The organism is Cetobacterium sp. NK01, from assembly GCF_024506395.1.
GTDB lineage: Bacteria > Fusobacteriota > Fusobacteriia > Fusobacteriales > Fusobacteriaceae > Cetobacterium_A > Cetobacterium_A somerae_A.
In genome coordinates, this window is sequence record NZ_JANIBO010000002.1 from 1 (window position 1) to 19,681 (window position 19,681).

The 19,681-nt window shown below is 28.0% G+C and carries 15 protein-coding genes and 2 pseudogenes; 16 read left to right on the forward strand and 1 reads right to left on the reverse strand.

Features of this window, described 5'->3' with window-relative positions; all coding sequences use genetic code 11:
- The 14 genes and pseudogenes from fcl to NON08_RS09310 form a co-directional block, all read left to right on the forward strand.
- The coding region (fcl, locus tag NON08_RS09250) for a GDP-L-fucose synthase (RefSeq protein WP_256691249.1) at positions 1-939 on the forward strand (939 nt) is incomplete at its 5' end.
- Positions 936-1,769 carry a hypothetical protein gene (locus NON08_RS09255; RefSeq protein WP_256691250.1) on the forward strand — a complete coding sequence of 278 codons (834 nt, stop codon included), beginning with the start codon at positions 936-938 and terminating at the stop codon, positions 1,767-1,769. The genes fcl and NON08_RS09255, both read left to right, overlap by 4 nt.
- Positions 1,766-3,055: a lipopolysaccharide biosynthesis protein gene (locus NON08_RS09260; protein WP_256691251.1), complete on the forward strand. Its 1,290-nt coding sequence runs from the start codon at positions 1,766-1,768 to the stop codon at positions 3,053-3,055. The genes NON08_RS09255 and NON08_RS09260 overlap by 4 nt, the downstream gene beginning before the upstream one ends.
- 273 nt (positions 3,056-3,328) lie before the next feature.
- A complete protein-coding gene (locus NON08_RS09265; protein WP_256691252.1) occupies positions 3,329-4,306 on the forward strand; it encodes a glycosyltransferase in 978 nt (325 codons plus the stop codon).
- A gap of 16 nt (positions 4,307-4,322) precedes the next feature.
- The gene (locus NON08_RS09270) at positions 4,323-6,026 is read left to right on the forward strand and encodes a phospho-sugar mutase (RefSeq protein ID WP_256691254.1); all 1,704 of its coding nucleotides are present in this window, start codon (positions 4,323-4,325) and stop codon (positions 6,024-6,026) included.
- Positions 6,010-6,099: pseudogene (locus tag NON08_RS15115) on the forward strand (UTP--glucose-1-phosphate uridylyltransferase); the annotation flags it as partial. The gene NON08_RS09270 and the pseudogene NON08_RS15115, both read left to right, overlap by 17 nt.
- A 729-nt stretch (positions 6,100-6,828) precedes the next feature.
- Positions 6,829-7,617 (forward strand): annotated as a pseudogene (locus NON08_RS09275) (UTP--glucose-1-phosphate uridylyltransferase); the annotation flags it as partial.
- A 350-nt stretch (positions 7,618-7,967) separates the two neighbouring features.
- Positions 7,968-8,501: a helix-turn-helix transcriptional regulator gene (locus NON08_RS09280; protein ID WP_256691255.1), complete on the forward strand. Its 534-nt coding sequence runs from the start codon at positions 7,968-7,970 to the stop codon at positions 8,499-8,501.
- Positions 8,502-8,515: 14 nt separating this feature from the next.
- Positions 8,516-10,024: a carboxypeptidase M32 gene (locus NON08_RS09285; protein ID WP_256691256.1), complete on the forward strand. Its 1,509-nt coding sequence runs from the start codon at positions 8,516-8,518 to the stop codon at positions 10,022-10,024.
- Positions 10,025-10,039: 15 nt separating this feature from the next.
- A complete protein-coding gene (locus NON08_RS09290; protein ID WP_256691257.1) occupies positions 10,040-11,341 on the forward strand; it encodes an MFS transporter in 1,302 nt (433 codons plus the stop codon).
- Positions 11,334-13,520 carry a Xaa-Pro dipeptidyl-peptidase gene (locus NON08_RS09295; protein WP_256691258.1) on the forward strand — a complete coding sequence of 729 codons (2,187 nt, stop codon included), beginning with the start codon at positions 11,334-11,336 and terminating at the stop codon, positions 13,518-13,520. Before NON08_RS09290 ends, NON08_RS09295 begins: the two co-directional genes overlap by 8 nt.
- Positions 13,521-13,855: 335 nt before the next feature.
- Positions 13,856-15,367, forward strand: a complete 1,512-nt coding sequence (locus NON08_RS09300) for a glutathione ABC transporter substrate-binding protein (protein ID WP_256691259.1) — start codon at positions 13,856-13,858, stop codon at positions 15,365-15,367.
- Between the two features lie 12 nt (positions 15,368-15,379).
- Positions 15,380-16,129 carry a creatininase family protein gene (locus NON08_RS09305; protein ID WP_256691260.1) on the forward strand — a complete coding sequence of 250 codons (750 nt, stop codon included), beginning with the start codon at positions 15,380-15,382 and terminating at the stop codon, positions 16,127-16,129.
- A gap of 100 nt (positions 16,130-16,229) precedes the next feature.
- Positions 16,230-17,837 carry an AAA family ATPase gene (locus NON08_RS09310; protein ID WP_256691261.1) on the forward strand — a complete coding sequence of 536 codons (1,608 nt, stop codon included), beginning with the start codon at positions 16,230-16,232 and terminating at the stop codon, positions 17,835-17,837.
- Between the two features lie 91 nt (positions 17,838-17,928).
- Here NON08_RS09310 and NON08_RS09315 read toward each other — a convergent pair whose 3' ends face one another.
- The gene (locus NON08_RS09315; RefSeq protein WP_256691262.1) at positions 17,929-18,363 is read right to left on the reverse strand and encodes a hypothetical protein; all 435 of its coding nucleotides are present in this window, start codon (positions 18,361-18,363) and stop codon (positions 17,929-17,931) included.
- Positions 18,364-18,558: 195 nt separating this feature from the next.
- Here NON08_RS09315 and NON08_RS09320 point away from each other — a divergent pair, with 195 nt between their 5' ends.
- Together NON08_RS09320 and NON08_RS09325 are read left to right on the forward strand one after the other, a co-directional pair.
- Positions 18,559-18,921 (forward strand): CidA/LrgA family protein, encoded by a 363-nt coding sequence (locus tag NON08_RS09320; RefSeq protein ID WP_256691263.1) that lies wholly within the window; start codon positions 18,559-18,561, stop codon positions 18,919-18,921.
- Positions 18,905-19,600, forward strand: a complete 696-nt coding sequence (locus NON08_RS09325; RefSeq protein WP_256691264.1) for an LrgB family protein — start codon at positions 18,905-18,907, stop codon at positions 19,598-19,600. The genes NON08_RS09320 and NON08_RS09325 overlap by 17 nt, the downstream gene beginning before the upstream one ends.
- Positions 19,601-19,681 lie beyond the last annotated feature (81 nt).

Consider the following 19,681-nt stretch of genomic DNA (forward strand, 5'->3'; position numbering starts at 1 on the left):
ATGGAAAAAAGTTCTAAAATATATATAGCTGGTCATAGAGGCATGGTAGGGTCAGCAATAGTAAGAAGATTAGAAGAAAATGGATATACAAATATTATATATAGAACTTCAACAGAGCTTGATTTAAGAAATCAAGCTGCTGTTGAAAAATTCTTTAAAGAGGAAAAGCCAGAGTATGTGTTTTTAGCAGCAGCAAAAGTTGGTGGAATTCATGCGAATAACAGTTATCCAGCAGAGTTTATCTATGATAATTTGATGATAGAAACAAATATTATAAACTCTTCTTATAAAAATAAAGTTAAAAAACTACTATTTTTAGGAAGCTCTTGTATATACCCTAAATTTGCACAACAACCTATAAAAGAGGAATATTTATTAACTGGTTCTCTAGAAGAAACAAATGAAGCTTATGCGATAGCAAAAATAACAGGGATAGAATTATGTAAGTTTTATAGAAGACAGTATGGGTGCGATTTTATATCAGCAATGCCAACAAATTTATATGGTATAAATGATAATTTTAATTTAGAAACATCGCATGTTATGCCAGCACTTATTAGAAAGTTTCATGAATCTAAAGTAAACAACTCTAAAGAAGTTGTTATGTGGGGAACTGGAAAACCAAGAAGAGAGTTTATGTATGTTGATGATTTAGCAGATTCTTTAATTCATCTAATGTTAAATTATTCTGATGAAATACATGTGAATCTTGGTACAGGAGAAGATATAGAGATTGGTGAGCTAGCTAACCTTATTAAAGAAATAGTTGATTATGAAGGAGAAATAGTAAATGATTTATCTAAGCCAGATGGAACACCTAGAAAGCTTCTAGATGTAACAAGACTAAATTTAACAGGATTTAAACATAAAGTTGAGTTAAAAGAAGGAATCCAAAGGGTATATGAATGGTTTTTAAAGACTCAGGATGTGAAAAAATGATTTATGCAGTTAATTATTCTGATTTAAATTTTAAAGCTAAACAAAAATTAAATACTAACAGTGCTCTTAAAAATGGATTTAAAAAAGTTTTTGAATATGGTCCAGAAGATTTAGATTTAGATTTTAAAAAGAAAAATGAAGTGATTTTAAAAGAAAAAAGAGGTGGAGGATATTGGATTTGGAAGCCTTATATAATTTTAAAATCTTTAGAAAAAATATCAGAAGGAGATTATTTATTTTATTGTGATTCAGGAGCTATTTTTTTGAAAAATCCTATGGAATTAATTGATTATATGGAGAAAAATAAATTAGACATACTTCCTTTTGAATTGCCATTATTAGAAAAACAATGGACAAAAAGAGAAACTTTTGAAATATTAGATTGTAAGACTAAAAAATATATGAACAGTAATCAAATTTTGGCAACATATTTTATTTTAAAAAAAACAGATTTTACAGTAAAATTTTTCAAAGAATTTTTAGATAAAGTTCAAGATGAAAAATTAGTTACAGACATAAAATATATGACACAATATAAAGAATTTATAGACCATAGACATGATCAATCTATTTTTAGTTTATTATGTAAAAAATATGAAATAATTCCATTTGTAGAGCCTACACAATATGGAGATTATCCATGGTTATATAATCAACATAAAAAATTTATTTTTATTGAAAGTAATGTAAATAGAATCCATTCTAAGAAAATTATATTATCATTAAGGAAGTCTAGTTTAATTAGAATGAAAATAAGAATTTTCATTCTTGATATTTTTGGAGAAAGTATTTTTAACAACTTAAGACAATTTAAGGAAATTTTAAAATGAAAATAAGAAGTAAATTTTTAGAAGAAATATTATTTAATTATATATCAAAAGCTTTTTTAATGGGAGTAGGATTTATATTAATTCCATTAGTAATTAGATATTTAGGAAGTGAAAAATATGGTATTTGGGTAACTGTAATGACGCTAATTTCTTGGGCACAAATAAGTGATTTTGGGATAGGAAATGGACTCAGAAACAAAATAACAGAAAATTATGCAAATAAAAATATTGAGAATTTGAAAAAATATGTTTCAACAGCTTACATAACTTTAACGGGGATATCAGTATTAATATTTTTTTTAGGAATATTAATTTTTTATATTTTAAATTTTCAAAATGTATTTAATACTAATATAAGTGAAGCAGAAATTAAAGTATGTTTAATAATAACATTGTTTAGTTTTTCAGTTAACTTTATATTAGGATTAAGTAAAAATATAGCAAATGCTATTCATAAAAGTTATTTAGTAGGATTTAGTCAAGTTTTTTATTCGATTTTACTGATAATAATGATTTTATTATTATTTAAAATACAAGTAAAAGAAAAATTAATTAGTATATCCTTAATATATTTTATTTCTACGACAATTGCTAATATTGTTTTAAGTATAAAAATATTTCAAGAAAAATATTTTCAACCTAAACTTATAAATTTTGATAAAAATTTAGTAGGTGAAATTTTAGGAGTAGGAATAAAATTTTTTATAATCCAAGTTAGCCTTTTAATATTATTTTCAACAGATTCTATAATAATTACAAAATTTTTGGGACCACAGCAAGTAACTAAATATAGTTTAATTGAAAAAATATTTAGTACAATAGTTAACTTATATTCAATTTTATTGGTTGGATTATGGTCAAAAGTAAGTAAAATAGAAGCTCAAGGAAAATTAAAATCTATAAACAAACTCATGTTGAAATTTAAATTAACATTAATTCCAGTTTTTTTAGTAACATTAGTAATTTTTATTTTTTTTAATAGAATTATATTTATTTGGACAAAAGAAAATCTTTATTATGAATTTTATATAAGATTTGTATTTTTTATTTATACAATGTTAATGGTTTGGTCTGGAATTAGCTTAAATATAGTTAATGGATTAGGAAAATTAAAATTACAAATGTGGTTATATATTATAGCAGCTATTTTTAATATTCCTCTTTCAATATATTTTATAAAATATTTAAATTTAGGAATTATGGGAGTGAAGTTAGCGACTTTAATTTGTCTTTTGCCAATAGGAATTTTAATACCATATCAAGTGAAAAAAATTTTAAATAATTAAAAAAATTCAAGAAAATATCTAGAATGTTAGTATTTAAAAAGTATACAGAAAGAAAAATATAAAGCTTATATCAGTTTCTATTGGATGAAATGATAAAGTAAAATTTACTGCTTTGTTGGAAGATTTTTCCTCTGATGAAACTGGAAATATAATTAGAGATACAAAAACTATAATTTATGAGGTAAATGATAATATTTTGATCTCTTAAAAAAATAGCATACAAGATATAAAAAATATTATTAAATATAATGAGTTAAAAAAATAGGAGTTTTTATGTATGAAGTTTGGTATGTATCTTGTCATGGCTTTGGTCATATAACAAGGTGTATTGCTCAAATAGAAAGAAAATTAGAATCAGATAAGAGTTATAATTGTATAATTATTTGTGAAGAAAATCAAATAGATTTTGTAAAACTTTATTTAAAAGAGTTTTTAGATAGGATTATTTTAAGAGAAGCACTAACGGATATAGGATTAATAAATAAAATTAATAGTTTAGAAGTTGATAAAAAGAAATTAGAGTCTAAATTAAAAATATTTATAAAATCTTGGGATAGTTTATTAAAAAAAGAGATAGAATTTTTAAAAAATTATGAAATAGGAGATATATATTGTGATATATCTCCTATTGGAGTTATAGTTAGTAAAAAGTTAAATAAAAAAATAAATTTAATTACTAATTTTACTTGGTATCAACAATATAAGCATTTGAAATTAGATAATTATATTATTAAAAAATATTTAGAGCTAGATAAAATGATAGATAATTTATATATTTATCCATTAAATTTAGATTTTTCATATATAAACCCTAAAATAATAAAGATGGGGTTTATTTGTAGAAAAATAGATAATAAAAAAATTCAAAATATAAAAGAAAAATATGGTAAATCTATTTTTATATCTTGTGGTAAATCAGCTCAACTTGAAAAAATAGTTGTAAAAAATTTTAAAGGGACAATTTTTACAACAAGTGGAGTAGATGTAGAAAATAAAGACGGAATAGTTATAGAATTACCAGTAGATATACTAGATACTCAAAATTATATAGGAGCATCTGAATTAGTTATAGCAAAAGCTGGTTGGGGAACTGTTGCAGAATGTATATGTAATAAAAAAAGAATGATTTTATTAGAAAGAAAAGGAGTGTTAGAAGATACTCATATAATAAATGAATTGAAAAAAATATCAAATACAAAATCTATAAAAATAGAAAAACTAAAATGTTTAGATTATTTAGATATAAAATAGGGGAAGGATTTGTAAAATGGATAAATTTACATTAAAAAATTACAACAATTGGTTAACATCAGATTATATTGACTTAAAAGATAGAGAAGATTTAGAGAGTATTAAAGAAAATGAGGCAGAAATAGAAGATAGATTTTATACAAACCTTTCTTTTGGAACTGGTGGAATGAGAGGAGTTAGAGGAGTTGGTATCAATAGAATTAACAAATATACTATTAGAAAAGCAACTCAAGGACTTGCTAACTATATTTTAGAGTCTACTGGTGAAATAGGGAAGAAAATGGGCGTTGCTATAGCTTATGATTGTAGAATTGGTTCTGAAGAGTATGCGCTAAATGCTGCTTTGGTTTTAGCTGGAAATGGAATTAAAGCATATCTTTTTAAATCTCTTAGATCAACTCCTGAGCTTTCATTTGCTGTAAGAGAATTAAAGTGTATTGCTGGTATAGTTGTAACAGCTTCTCACAATCCACAAGAGTATAATGGATATAAAGTTTACTGGAATGACGGTTGTCAAATAATTGAACCTCAAGCTAGTGGAGTTGTAAACAGTGTTAATGCTATCAATTCATTTGATGAAATTAAACTTTTAACTAAAGAAACTGCTATTCAAGAAGGACTTTTAGAATATATTTCTGAAGATATGGATACTAAGTTTATTGAGGCTGTTAAAAAGCAAATTATTCATAACGAGATTCCAGGGAAAGAAAATTTTAAAATTGTTTATTCACCATTACATGGAACTGGTGGAAGACCAGTTAAAAGAGTTTTTGATGAAACTGGATTTAAATCGATCTATATAGTAACTGAGCAAGAACAACCTGATGGAAATTTTCCAACTTGTTCATATGCTAATCCAGAGGATCCAGCAGTTTTTAAATTAAGCATAGAGTTAGCAGAGAAAGTTGGAGCCACACTATGTATGGCAAATGACCCTGATGCAGATAGAATTGGTGTAGCAGTAAAGGATGAAAAAGGAGAATGGATCTATCCAAATGGAAACCAGATTGGTCTTCTTTTAATGAATTATATTTTAGAAAACAAAAAAAATATACCTAAAAATTCAGCAGTTGTATCTACCGTAGTTTCAACACCTATGCTAGATATTGTTGCTAAAGAAAAAGGAGTAAAGATTTTTAGAACTTTAACTGGATTTAAATTCATTGGAGAAAAAATCAAAGAGTTCGAAGAGGGAAAATATGATGCTACATTCTTAATGGGTTTTGAAGAGTCTTATGGTTATCTTGTAGGAACACATGCTAGAGATAAAGATGCAGTTGTATCTACTTTATTAATAGCTGAGATGGCGGCTTATTATAGTAGCATTGGATCATCAATTCCAAAAGAATTAAAAAAATTATATGAAAAATTTGGTTACTATAGAGAAGGAATAATTGCTATTACAAAAAAAGGAAAAGATGGTGTTGAAGCTATTAGTAAAATAATGTCAAATCTTAGAGCTAATGTTTCTAACTCTTTACTAGGTAAAGCAATCGTATCAAAAAGAGATTTTAGTCTTGGATATGAAGGGTTACCAAAATCAGATGTTATTCAATTTGTATTAGAGGATAATACATATATTACAGCTAGACCTTCTGGAACAGAACCAAAAATAAAATATTACTTCTGTGTCGTTGGAAAAACAGAGATAGAAGCAAACGAAAAATTAATAAAAATCATGAAAAAGTTTGAGGAGTTTATAGATGAAAAAAGTAACTAAAGCAGTTATACCTGCAGCAGGATTAGGAACTAGAGTGCTACCTGCAACAAAGGCACAACCGAAAGAGATGGTGCGACACGTTGCATAGTGAAAAGCTATGCCACATCTAGAGTTTAGCGATAAACTAAAGATGGAGAACTATATAACTGAGAGGTGGAATGAAGGAGTAACGTCCTGAAACGCCTCCCCTAATACTCCGATATGCGATTAAATTCTAACTAAATTTAGTGGTGTAAAGCTCGGTGAAGTCGGCTGAGAACTACTCCTAACATGTTATGATGAGGAAATGCGAACCAGAGGCGGTCGAGGTAGTGATAGGTCGGGGGTCGAATCTATATGGTGAGAATGCACTGTGGTGCTGACAAAGTTACGAATGTACAGGCCTAGAATGGGATATACCAGAAATGGTATACTTGGAAAAATCCAAGGTAAGTGGCGATGAGTAAGTATCGTCTCAATGAAAGTCGCTATATTGTTAAAGGCAATATCAAGCTTACAGGTCTAGAGTAACCACCTAAGTAGATTCTATGATAAGTTATATGGAACGTGGAAAGCGAAGCACAACAAAACAGCTTAGTTAGAGCGTTGGTGAATATAAGTTAAATAAACTTTAACGAAATTTCTTTAGCTTTGTGAGAGTAGGGGCATAGTACCAATGAAACCATGATAATAAGTGGTGGAGGGATAGCCCCAAGTCAGCATTTATAGATGTTGATGGAACGCCGTGTGCGGTGAAAGTCGCACGCACGGTGTGGGACGGGGGAAAACTTAGAGATAACTTCAAAGAGTTACCTATCGTCATTTGGTCATTGTTGATAAACCTTCACTTCAATATATTGTTGAAGAGCTTGTAGAATCTGGAATAGAAGATATACTAATTGTAACAGGAAGAAATAAAAATTCCATTGAGGATCATTTTGATCACTCATTTGAATTAGAAAACACTTTAGCTAGACATGGAAAGGATGAACTATTAGAAAAAGTTGAAACTATTCATGGAATGGCAAATATATACTATGTTAGACAAAATCATCCATTAGGACTAGGACATGCAATATTAAAAGCTAAAAGCTTTATAGGAGACGATCCTTTTATCATAGCTCTTGGAGATGACATTATGTATAATCCAGAGAAAGAGGTAACAAAACAACTTATAGAAAAATACGAGGAGTATGGACACTCTATAATTGGAGTCCAAGAGGTTGAACCTAAAGATGTATCAAAATATGGAGTTATAAAACCAGTGGAAGAGTTAGATTCTAAAACTGTAACTATGTGTGACTTTGTAGAGAAACCAAAATTAGAAGAAGCACCATCATTAAAGGCTTGTTTAGGAAGATATCTATTAACACCAGATGTATTTCAATATTTAGAAAATACAGCTCCTGGAAAAGGTGGAGAGATCCAATTAACAGATGGAATTTTAGCAATGATAAACGACAATAAAAAAGTACTCGCATATAATTTTGATGGAATAAGGTATGATATAGGAAATAAGATTGGATTATTAAAGGCTAATATAGAGTTTGGTTTACGTAATAATGAAACTAGTGAAGACTTAAAAAAGTATCTAAAAAGCATAAAAATATAGATTTTATAAGATAAAGTATTTAAAAATAAGTATAGTTTCATGGAATTACTATTTAACGTACAAAAGTCCAAAAAAATGACTGCGTAATTTGAGATTTAAGGTATGTATAAAAAAATATCCTATAAAATACTCGTTAGGTTAAAAAATGATATATAAAAGCGTAAAAAGCTAAATAAAGGCATGTTTGTGAAATGTATTACAAATATGCCCTTTTTTTATTATTAAAATTTATTTATAAAATATATTCAAATATTTAAATATTGAATGTTCATTGATTTATTAAACTTTATAGGGTATATATTTGATTATATACAAACGTTTAACTAAAAAGTTTAAAAAGAGGTGTTTAAGTGAATTTAGATAGTATTTATGATTTAAAGATAGAGGATATAGCTTTGGGATATATTTATAATGAGAAAAAAAGAGATTTTACATGTATCTTTTGTGGAGAAAACTTTGATGAAGGAATAATCTATGAAGATGATCGTAATTTTATAACAGCCAAAAGAGCAATAGAGAAACATATTGAAAGAGAGCATGAAGGAGTATTAAAAACTTTGTTATCTTTAGAAAAAGATATAACTGGATTAACAGAGATACAAAGCAAGATAATAACAGGTCTTATGGAGAAAAAAGAGAGTAAAAAATTAGCTGAAGAGATGGGAATATCTCCATCTACAGTGAGAACACATAAGTTTTATCTGCAAAAACTAAAAAGACAATCAAAAATATTCTTAACGATAATGAACTTATTAGAAATTTCAGAGGGCGAAGATGAGATTGAAGAGTGCTTAAAATCTAAAAAAATGAATGAAGAGATTTTAAAAAATAGTTGTGAGAGCAATACTTTACATCCATTTTTTACACAGTATAATTTAAAATAATTTTGGGGGAGATTATGGATTTATTTTATGAAAAAAAGCAAGAGGCACTAAGAACAGAGTTAAAAGAGATAGAGTATCTAAAATATACACTGAACACTCTTCTTTATTGGGATAAGCTAATATATATGCCAAAGGGAGCTATAGGGTATAGATCTGAAATGGTTCAATTTTTAAGTAAAGAGATTTATAATAGGTTTTCATCTGCAAAATTTATAAAACTTTTAGAGTATTTTGAAAAATATCCAAATAGACCTAAAATACTAGATGCCACTCTAAAGAAAATCAAAAACAACTATAACTTTGTACAAAAGATACCTTTAAAAGAGTATGAAAATTATATGAATTTAATAACAGTATCTGAAGATATTTGGAAAAAATCTAAAAAAGAGAATAGTTATGAGGAGTTTTCTGAATATTTAGAAAAAATTATAGAGCATTTTAAAAAGTTTACTAAACATTGGGGATACGAGAAAAAACCATATGATGGACTTTTAAAATATTATGATATAGATATAACTTCTGAGAAACTAGATAGATTAATAGAGGAACTAAAAGAGTTTATAATACCTTTAGTGAGAGAGATAGAAAAAAATAGTGATGAAGTCTGTGAGAGCTTTATAGGGGATTATGATTATGTTAAGCAGATGGAACTATCAAAATATATTTTAGATATAACAGGTTTTAATTTTAACTATGGAAGAGTTGATCTTGGAGAGCATCCAACAACTTTAGCTGCTTCTTCAAAGGATGTAAGGGTGGTAACATCTTTTGATAAAAATAATTTAAAAGTTGGAATATATAATACTTTTCATGAAGTGGGAAAGGGTCTTTATGAACAAGGAATAAGTGAAAAACTTTTAGGTACTCTTTTAGCAGAGGTAAGCTCTCAAGTTTTAGAAGAATCTCAAGCTAGGTTTTATGAGAATATAATTGGAAGAGATAGAAGTATATCAAAACTTATTTTTAAAAAAATAACAGAACTTTTTCCTGAGTTAAAAAATAATAAAGAAGAGGATTTTTATAAGTTAATAAATGAGGTTAAACCTTCTCCAATTAGAATAGAAGCAGATGAACTAACATATATTTTACATATAGTTATAAGATATGAAATAGAAAAGGATCTAATAGAAGGAAAGTTAAGTGTAGAAGATTTACCAAAAGTTTGGAATGAGAAATATAAAGACTATCTAGGAGTTGTACCGAGCTCTTTTTCAGAGGGATTACTCCAAGATATACACTGGGCTAGTGGATATTTTGGATTTTTCCCAGTTTATTTAATAGCTGAGCTATATTCACACCAACTGAAAAACACTTTAGAAAAAGAGTGTAACTTACTAAATGAAAATATAGATAGAGAGGATTTAAAAAAGATAAACTCTTGGTTAAAAGATAACATCTATTGTCATGGAGCTCTTTATAGTTCAGAGGAGCTTTTGAAAAAACTGACAAAAGAAGAGCTAAATTCTAAATACTATATAGATTACTTAAAAAATAAATATTATAAACTATACAATATAAAATAAATTAAGGGGGGGTATATGCTAAACAAGTTATTTTTAAAATTAAATTTTGGGGAAAAACTTAAAAAAAATCTATTTGCAATACTGTTAGTATCTTTTGGAGGAGCTATAATTTATGGATTACCTTACTTTAGATATGACTATTATGACGCTTATTTAGAAGCTTATAATTTAAACAACACTCAAATGGGGGTATTTGGAAGTGTATTTGGAATTTTTGGAATGGTTTCATATCTTTTTGGTGGATATGTAGCTGATAGAGTCTCAGTTAGAAAACTTATTGTTTACTCACTATTAGGAACAGGACTTGGTGGATTTGCACACCTTCTACCACTGTCTTTTTACTCTTTAGTTCTTCTTTATGCATTTTGGGGATTTTCATCGTTATTTGCATTTTGGCCAGCTTGTGTAAAGGCAGTTAGAATGCTTTCAGATTCAGATGGACAGGGGAAAGCCTTTGGAATTTTTGAAGGGGGAAGAGGAATATTTGCAGCTATAGCAGCATCAGTGGCAGTTATACTTTTTAAAGTTGGAGTGAAATCTCTAGGTGTATATGTTGGTATGAGATACATAATAGTTTTTTATTCAGTTTTAACAATACTATCTGGAGTTCTTGTTCACTTTAATATGAAAGATGAAGTAATCAATAGCGGTGAGAAGATATCTATAGGGGATATAAAAAATGTTATAAAACTTCCAGCAGTTTGGATTATAGCTATTGTAACATTTTGTAACTATGTATTTACACTATCACTTTATTACTTTGTTCCATATGCAACATCACTACTTGGTATGACAGTTACTTCAGCGGCAGTTTTAGCAGCAGTAAAAAGATATATCTCTCCTGTTTCAAATGTTGGAGGGGGAGTTTTAGGAGACAAAATGGGAACAAGTAATTTACTGTTTTTCTCTTTTATAGCAATGGCTTTAGGAGTAGCAGGGATTATGTTTTTACCGTTAAATGGATCGATGATTGCAATTATAGGATTTGTATTTTTATACATCTTAAACTATCTATTTTATCAAGTGAACTTTAGTTTATCTTGGGCTATGATGGAAGAGGGAGCAATACCTGATAAGTATTCAGGAACTGCAGTTGGACTTATATCAACAATTGGTTATTTACCAGACATTTTTATCTCTTTAATGGCTGGAAAAATTTTAGATAGCTATCCAGGAGTTAATGGATATAGATACTTTTTTATGATTTTAATTGCAGTGCTTTTAGTAGGAGCAGTTTTTGTAAAAGTTTGGAAAGCACATCTAAATAAAAATAAACTTGATCAAAGTGAAGTGGCGGAGGTTAAAGCTTATGAATAAGGATATTTTAAAGTGTTTAGACAAAGATCGAATGATATCAATGGAAAATAAAAAAGAGTATATTTTAGAGCTTTTGGGATATAAGGATATTACTTTAACAGAAGATGAAAAAAATGAGATTTTAGAGATTAGAAAGATAGATTTAAAAGAGCAATCAGATGAGATACTTTTTACTAATGTTTTTAAAAGCTGGGATAAAAACAGTAGAAATACATTTGAAACTCTTTGTGAAAATGGTTTTTTTGATAAGATCAATGATGAGAAAGAGATACCAGAAGTTTTAACTTTTAATGGAAAGTTACAACCTATTTTTAGCTATAAAGAGTGTTTACTAGAAAAAGTTTATGTAGAAACATCTTTAGACACAGATGGAGATGGAAAAAGAGATCTAATTGAAGTTTTCGTAAGAAGACCTAAGGAGACTTTAAAAGGGATGAAAGTTCCAGCTATATATGTGGCAAATCCATATATGATGAGTTGCAATGAAGAAGTGTATGAAAATATGCACAGTGTAGATAAAAATCTAAAAACTTTCTCTGAGAAAAAAATAAGATATGAGAAAATAAAATCTAAGAGTTTTAGAAGTAAATTTTATTGTGAAAATGAAAGGGTTAGTAAAGGGAAGACAGAGGTATCCTTGACTCAAGAGGAACCTTTAGAGTGTATAACAGAGTGGTATAAATATTATAATAGCCGTGGAGTGGCAAGTGTTTTTTCAGCTGGACTTGGAACAAAAGGCTCAGAAGGTGTAAATTGTACAGGTTCAAAAGAGGAAAAAGAGTGGACAATAGCAGTTATTGAGTGGTTAAATGGGAAAAGAAAGGCTTATACTAATTTAACAGATAATATAGAAATAAAAGCTGAATGGTGCACAGGAAAAGTTGCTATGTGTGGAAAATCATATTTAGGGACTTTAAGTATTGCAGCAGCAACAACAGGAGTTGAAGGTTTAAAAACCATTATACCAGAGGCAGCTATATCTAATTGGTATAACTATTACAGAGTTAATGGAGTTACAGGAGCTCCACTGGGATGGCAAGGGGATGATGCTGATCTTTTAACAAAATATTGTAGAGCTGAAAAGATAGGAAACAAGTTCCTTCCTGAGATGATAGAGGGAGAGAATAGAAACAATGGAAACTACAATGAGTTTTGGGATGAGAGAAACTATCTAAAGGATATTAATAAGGTAAAAGCTTCTGTTTTTATAGTTCATGGATTAAATGATTGGAATGTAAAAACTACTCATTGTAAATTATTGTGGGATAAACTGAAAAAATATAATATTCCATCTAAGATTATTTTACATCAAGGTGATCACATCTATATACAAAATCTAAAAGGGTTTGATTTTAATGACATTATGAATAGATGGTTAAGCTATTGGTTGTATGGTATACAAAATGATGTTTTAAATAAGATTCCAGATGTTATGATTCAAAGTAATTTAGATAGTTTAGAGTGGGAGAGATCTCAAAGTTGGCCTTCAAAGAATTATCAAGAGAAGGTATTTAAAGTGGATGGGGAAAAGTTAATAAAGAGTGAAGATGTAGAAGCTGATGGAAAAAGTGATAAAAAAGTAAAAAAGTTTATAGATGATATAGATGGAAGTGGATTTGATAGAGAGGAAAGAGATTATAATAAATGGAGAGACAGATTGGTTTTAGGGGAGAGAGAGAAACATAGGATTATCTATAGGAGTGGGGTTTTAGAGGAGGATGTGACTATTTCAGGGGATGTGAGAATAGAGTTTTGTGCTAGTGCTAACAAGAATAGAGGGGTGTTGAGTGCTATGCTAGTTGAGATAGGAGAGAGAAGACGACTGAGTGAAGAGCAAATCGTCACTGAGAAAGAGAAGATTAGTTTGGGGAGAGACGCTGGAATGATGGATGAGGTGGATTTTAAATTTGAGGAGAATCCTTCTAAGTATAGAGTGATTACAAGGGGACATATAAATATTCAAAATAGGAGAAGTGATTACTATAAAAATAGGGTTATTCCTAAGACTTACCATAGGTATAGTTTTGAGATGGTTCCAACTCAGTATACTTTAAAGAAAGGAAGTGAGTTAGGGCTTGTAATTTATGGAAGCGATGTAGAGATAACTCAAAGACCGTTTGAAAAGACTGTTTACTTTTTAGATGAGGAGAGTGTGAGATTACATTTGAAGATGAAGTAGTTAAAAAGTTGTAGAGAGATCTACAACTTTTTTAACTTAGGCAAATTAATTTATTCAGATTTATTATATATATTTGATTTTTTGCAAATACTGTTATAAGTACAATACCTATGATAGTAATATTCTTCAGCATGCAAAAAAGTTTTGTGCAAGGAATGACGGGGTCTTGTAAATAGGGTGAGAGTTGCAAAGTAAAATTTGCAACTTTTTTATTTTTTTTAATTAGTCATTAAATATATAAACCTTATTATATTCTTATATAAGACAACTGTATAAAAATATGTTATCATTGTCCTTAAAAATAAAAAAACTTTTTTAAAAAATAGGAGGGGATTATGATTAAAAAAATATTTTTATTAATTATTGGAATATTTACTCTGTTAGGATGTGAAAAAAAGGAAGACAAGAAAGAGGAAAAATCGCTTATTATAGTTCAAGGATCAGATGCAAGGACAATGGATCCACAAAAAGCTATTGATACTCCAACAGTAAGAGTATATAATCAAATTTATGATGGACTGTTAAAAAAAGATAAGGACATGAATATTGTTCCAGGTTTAGCGGAGAGTTGGAAAAAAATTGATGAAACAAAAACTATTTTTAATTTAAGAAAAAATGTAAAATTTCATAATGGAGAAACATTAACAGCTAAAGATGTAAAATTTACATTGGATAGAATGAAAAATCAACCTACTGTTTCTTTTCTTATAAGTGAGATAGAGGCAGTAAATATTATTGACGACTATACAGTTGAGATAGTGACAAAAGATGGTTTTGGACCATTACTTAGTCATTTATCTCACCCAGGAGCTGTTATATTAAATGAAAAAGCAGTGACAAATTCTAGTGAAAAATATGACCAAAATCCAGTTGGAACAGGACCATATATTTTTGATAAGTGGTTAGCAGGAGATAGAATATTTCTAAAAGCTAATCCAGATTACTATTTAGGAAAAACTTCAATTGAAAATGTAGTTATAAAAGCTATTCCAGAAGGAACAAATCGTACAATAGCTTTAGAAACTGGAGAAGCAGATATAGTTTATGATGTTGAACCAGTTGATATAGATAAAATAAAAGAGAATGGTAATCTTAAATTTCTAATGGAGCAATCTTTAGGAAATGCTTATTTAGGATTAAATACACAGCATAAACCTTTTGATGATGTAAAGGTTAGACAAGCTATTGCTCACGCTATAAATGTTGATGATATAATAGAGGTTGCATATAAAAATACTGCTGTTCCAGGGAATTCTCCATTAAGCCCAAAAATTCCAGGATACAATAAGGATGTTAAAAATTACGAATATAATGTAGAAAAAGCTAAAAATCTTTTAGCAGAAGCAGGATACCCAAATGGATTCAAAACATCTATTTGGATAAGTGATAATACAATTAGAAAAGATATAGCAACAATTTTACAAGATCAATTTAAAACAATAGGAATTGATGCAACTATTGAAACACTTGAGTGGGGAGCATATATAGATAGAACAGCAGCTGGAGAACATGATATGTATATTCTAGGATGGATTACTGTAACAGGAGATCCAGACTATGGATTATATCCTGTCTTCCACAGTTCAGCTCATGGTAGACCGGGAAATAGATCTTTTTATTCAAATGCTACTGTAGACAAATTGCTTGATGAAGCAAGAGTTTCAACTGATCAAGAGAAAAGAATATCGAATTATAAAGAGGCTCAAAAAATAATTCAGGAAGAGATTCCTTCTATAACTATGGTTTATAACAATCAGAATGTTGCCACACAAAAATATGTAGAAAATTTTGTTCTACATCCTACAGGATATTTTGATTTATACAATGTTAATTTTTCTAATAAATAAATGAGGTGAATTATGAATATATCAAATACTCCAGCTAAAGATGTTGTAAATTTTATGAAAAAATCTCCAATAGCTGTAATTGCTATTGGAAGTATTGAATATCATGGAGCTCAAGCTCCTCTGGGAACAGATTATATAATACCAGATTACATAGTATCAAAACTTTCTTATAGAGATGATATTTTAACTCTTCCGCCAATACCTTATGGAAATTGTCAATCAATTAAGGATTTTCCAGGAACTATAAATATTGGAAGTACTAATCTTATAAATATTTTAAATTCTATTGTAGACTCCTTATTAGCTAGTGGATTAAAGAAATTCATATTTGTTAATGGTCATGGAGGAAATATATCAGCTTTAGATCAAGTGGGATTAGATACTTTTGAAAAAGGTGGATTAGTAGCAACAATTGATTGGTGGAATTTAGCAAAGCTTTTAAATCCAGATTATGATGGTGGTCATGGAGATATTCAAGAGACAAGTACTGTTATGGCAATAGATAGAGATTCAGTAAATCTAGATTATTGTGAACCATTAGTAATAAACGAGCTATCAGATAAAATAACTAATAAGTATATAACACTTCATAACTATAAAAATGGAAATATTAAAATAATGAGAAGTTTTAAAAGTGTTGTTCCAAATGGTTGGATAGGACCGTATGATCCTAAAAATTCAACAGTAGATCTTGGAGAGAGAATCCTTGTAGATGTGATAGAGTATATCGAGGATTTTATTGAAAGTTTTAAAAAAGTATAAAAATTTAGATAAATTAAAGTAGTGTGAATACACTACTTTTTTTGTTTAAAAGTATGAGATATGGTATAATAAAAGAAAAAATATATGGTGAGGTGAGAGCATGATTAAGAAAAGTTTACCAGTGGGAATAGATGATTTTAAAAAAATAATAGAGAATAGCTATTATTTTGTAGATAAATCAATGTTTATAGACGAACTATTAAATAAAAGATCAGAAGTGACACTATTATCAAGACCAAGAAGATTTGGAAAAACTTTAAATATGTCAATGCTGAACTATTTTTTTAATATAGAGGATAAAGATAATAATAAAAAGCTATTTGAAGGACTGGCTATTTCAAATACAGATAAAATGAAGTATATGGGAGAGTATCCAGTAATATATATAAGTTTAAAAGAGATAAAGGTTAATAATTGGGACCTTTGCTTAAATAAGTTGCACCTATTATTGCAAAATGAATATAGTAAATACAATTTAACTTTAGAGAAGAAAAGAGAAAATCAAGAAAATGCCATTTTAGATTTATCAAAATTTTTATATGAAAAATATAAAAAGAAAGTGATAATATTGATAGATGAATATGATACGCCGTTAGTTACAGCACATTCACAGGGTTATTACGATGAGGCAATATTTTTCTTTCGAAACTTTTTAAGTGCAGCGTTAAAAGGTAATCCATATTTAGAGTTTTCAGTACTTACAGGGATATTAAGAGTAGCTAAAGAAAGTATATTTTCAGGATTAAATAATCTTGCAGTATCAACAATCTTAGATAGAGATTTTAATCATTTTGGTTTAACTGAAGAGGAAGTGGAAGATTTATTAAAATATTATGAGTTAGAGTATGAATTAGAAGAGGTTAAAAAGTGGTATAACGGATATCAATTTGGCAAGAAGTTAGTTTATAATCCGTGGTCTTTAATTAACTTTGCTAGTAAAAATGAGTTAAATCCATATTGGGTAAATACAAGTGATAACTCTTTAATAAAAGAACTGTTAGATAAAAACGATTCTAAGGTGATAGATGATTTAAAAGCTGTATTTAGTGGGAATGAAATAGAGGAAGTAATAACAGAAAATATCATATTTTCTGATTTAGAAGATGTTGATACAATATGGTCTTTAATGCTATTTTCAGGATATCTAACTTATGATAGGTTTGAGATATCAGATATAACTGAGGCAAAAACATATTTTTTAAAAATTCCAAATTATGAAGTTAAATCATTTTTTAAGAATACATTTATAAAAGAATATAGTCATGGTAAAACAGCGATGTATTTTAAAATGCTAGAAGATTTATATAAAGGTGATGTAGACAGATTCAAATTTAAATTTAAGGAACTATATTATTCAGCTGTGAGCTATCACGATACAGGAGATAGTGAAAAATACTATCATCACTTTATGCTAGGTTTGCTTTTAATATTAGGAGATAAATATATAATAACCTCTAATAGAGAAAGCGGATATGGAAGATATGATATAGCTTTAGAACCGAAAGATAAAAGAAATTATGGATTAATATTTGAATTTAAAATAGGAGATAAAACCTCTATTGAAGAGAAAGCTAAGAAAGCGTTATCTCAAATAAAGGAAAAGAAATATGATACATCTATGAAAAATAATGGAGTATCAAAAGTTATAAAAATAGGAATGGCCTTTAGTGGTAAAGATGTAGTTATTGAAAGTGAAGTTGATAAGTAGTCACCTTGAATTTTATAAGTTACCTTAAGAATGTCTTTTTACACAGAGAGTTAAAGATAGCTGTAGACAAATTAATATGTCTACAGCTTTTTTATAGTAATATCTTTTTTAATTTTGAACCACCGCTAATTTGAACATCTGCAACAACTTTAGATATTTCGTTAGATAGATTCTCCATATTAACACTATATTTAAAAAACCAATAAAAATTATATCCAGGAGAAGATGTTATACATATTACATTTAGGTTAAAAAAATTAAAACTATAGGTACTTAAAGTTCCAAGTTGAAAAAGAGGAACTGAAAATATATTTACTCTATTTTTTAATCTAAAAACACTAACTATTCTAGTATTAGTTATTAAAAAAGAATTAAATCGATTATCATAAACAGAATAAAGAGTTTCATCAGGATAAATAATATCTTTATTTTTAGGGTCTTTTAAAAATTGTGTGGAATTAACTTTTACCATTCTAGTTAAAGGAATAAATAAAAACCAAAATATCATCTTAAGAGCTCTTACCATAAAATTCACCTCGTTCAATATATGTATATCTTTTTACTTATTTTTTAATCCAATCCTTTTGTGAATTTTTAAAAAAAATAAAGTTTTGTTGAAAAAAAGTATAATTAGTGATAGAATATAGAACTGTAGAATGAAATATTTTTTGGAGGTGATTTATTATCGTAAAGTGAAGTTTCATTTTCGATAATAAAAAGTATGTTTTTAGAAATTTTAATAATTTTTGCAATAACTTATTCAGGAATACTTTTATCACAGTTTTTAGCATTACCTGTTCCAGGTACTATAGTTGGAATGTTTATACTTTTAGTTTTATTAATAACAAAATTTTTAAAAGTTAAGAATATTGAAAAAACCACAAACTTTATCTTAGGAAGTATGTTATTTTTATTTTTACCTCCTGCTGTAAAGCTTTTAAATTACATGGAAGTTCTTAAAAGTAGTTTTTTTAGAGTTGTTCTTTTGATAGTTTTAACAACAATTATTACAATGGCAATTACAGGAGTAACTGTTAATTTTCTTATTGAGAGAGGTGAAAGAAAAAATGGAACAACTAAATAATCCTCTATTTGGATTAACAATTAGTTTTTTAGCTTTTGAAATAGGAAAATATATTTTTGAAAAAACTAAATTTCCATTATTTAATCCACTGTTAGTGGGAGCTGCTTTAGTTATTGGATTTCTTTATTACTTTTCAATACCTTTAGATTACTATTTAAAAGGTGGAGATATGATTGAGTTTTTCTTAATTCCTGGAACTGTGCTTTTAGCAGTACCTCTATATAAACAGCTAAACCTTTTGAAAAAATATTATATTCCCATACTTATTGGTGGATTAGTTGGAGCAGTGACAACTATAACGTCAACTATTGTATTGGCTAAAATATTAGGAATTGATAGATTACTTTTAATATCTTTTATTCCTAAATCTATAACTACTCCAATAGGGGTAGAAGTGAGTAAAAACCTTGGTGGAATTCCTGCAATTACAATTTTCTCTATAGTTTTAACAGGAATTTGTGGAAATATATTTGCAGTAAGCATTTGTAAGCTATTTAAAATAAATCACCCTGTTGCTAAAGGAGTGGCTATTGGAATATCTAGTCACGTTGGTGGAACTACTAAAGCTATGGAGATGGGAGAGGTTGAAGGTGCTATAAGTGCTCTTTCTATAGTTATTGCAGGAGTGTTAACTCTAATTTTAGCAATTTTCATTAGAAATTTTATTGCTTATATCTAGAAAACAATGAAAAAAATATAAACTAAAGTAGTGTGAATACACTACTTTTTTTGTTTAAAGATATGAGATATGGTATAATAA